A 1,218-nucleotide genomic window follows, 5' to 3' on the forward strand; every position below is an offset into this window, starting at 1 on the left:
GCCTGCGTCTTTCACGGGTTGAGGTGTGACGCGCGGTCGGGGGACGTGAAAGTGCCTGTGCTGTAAGAGATACTTGGGTTTGCGACAACTCAGGATCTCTACAGGACAGGCACTTTCAAGGTGAAGAGTAGCAAGCCGGGTCGGCGGGTCAAGGTCAGCGCGGACGGAACGGGTGTGGTCTCGCATGCTGGGGTCGGGATGTTGCGAGACCTTGCGGACGACACGGGCCTGACCGATCGCCTCACTCGGGGTCTGCTGGATACCTACCGTGGTGTTCCGGTGCACGCTCCCGGGCGCGTGTTCACGGACTTGGCGGTCGCGGTCGCCGATGGTGCGGACGCGATCAGTGGGATCGAGGTGCTGACCGATCGACAGGAGCTCTTCGGGCCGGTCGCGTCGATGCCGACGGCGTGGCGGGTGCTCGACCGGATCGACGAGGAGCACCTTGACGTGGTGCGGGCTGCTCGTGCCGCCGCGCGGGAACGGGCGTGGGGTGCCGGCGCGGCGCCGGATATCAGCCAGGAGCTACGGCTGGACTTCGACGCGACGGTCACGATCGCGCACTCGGAGAAGCAGAACGCGGCCGCGACGTGGAAACGCACCTTCGGGTTCCACCCGTTGTTGTGTTTCTTGGACCGGCCGGAGATCGCCTCCGGTGAGGCGCTGGCCGGGCTGCTGCGCAGGGGCAACGCCGGCTCGAACACTGCCGCGGACCACATCGAAGTTCTGCACATGGCGCTGGCCGGCCTGCCGGAGTACGCCCGGCCACGGCCCGGCGACCCGAACTCGCCTCGGGTGCTGGCCCGTTCGGACTCGGCCGGTGCGACGCACGATTTCGCGGCCGAGTGCGTCCGGCAGGGTCTGGAGTTCTCCTTCGGGTTCCCCGTCGACGCCAGGGTTCAGAACATCGTGGACGTGATCCCGGAGGAGTGCTGGCACCCTGCCTGGGACGGTGATGACCTGCGGGAGGGGGCGTGGGTCGCCGAGGCCACCGGAACGATCGATCTGGGCTCCTGGCCGCCAGGGTCGAGGCTGATCCTGCGGAAGGAGCGCCCGCATCCGGGTGCGCAGTTGCGGTTCACCGACGTTGACGGGCACCGGATCACGGCGTTCTTGACGAACACCCCACTCGGGGTTGTCCCTGGCCAGGCCGCTGGCCTCGAGCTGCGTCACCGGCAGCATGCCCGGGTCGAGGACCGGATCCGGCAGGCCAAGGCC

1 protein-coding gene is annotated in these 1,218 nt (G+C 68.3%); it reads left to right on the forward strand.

Annotation, left to right across the window (positions count from 1 at the left end; translation table 11 throughout):
* Positions 1–120: 120 nt before the first annotated feature.
* Positions 121–1,218, forward strand: a 1,098-nt coding sequence (locus FGL98_RS25095; RefSeq protein WP_146321614.1) for an IS1380 family transposase, incomplete at its 3' end; no start/stop codon positions are given.

The sequence above is a fragment of the Leekyejoonella antrihumi genome (genome assembly GCF_007845645.1).
Lineage (GTDB): Bacteria > Actinomycetota > Actinomycetes > Actinomycetales > Dermatophilaceae > Leekyejoonella > Leekyejoonella antrihumi.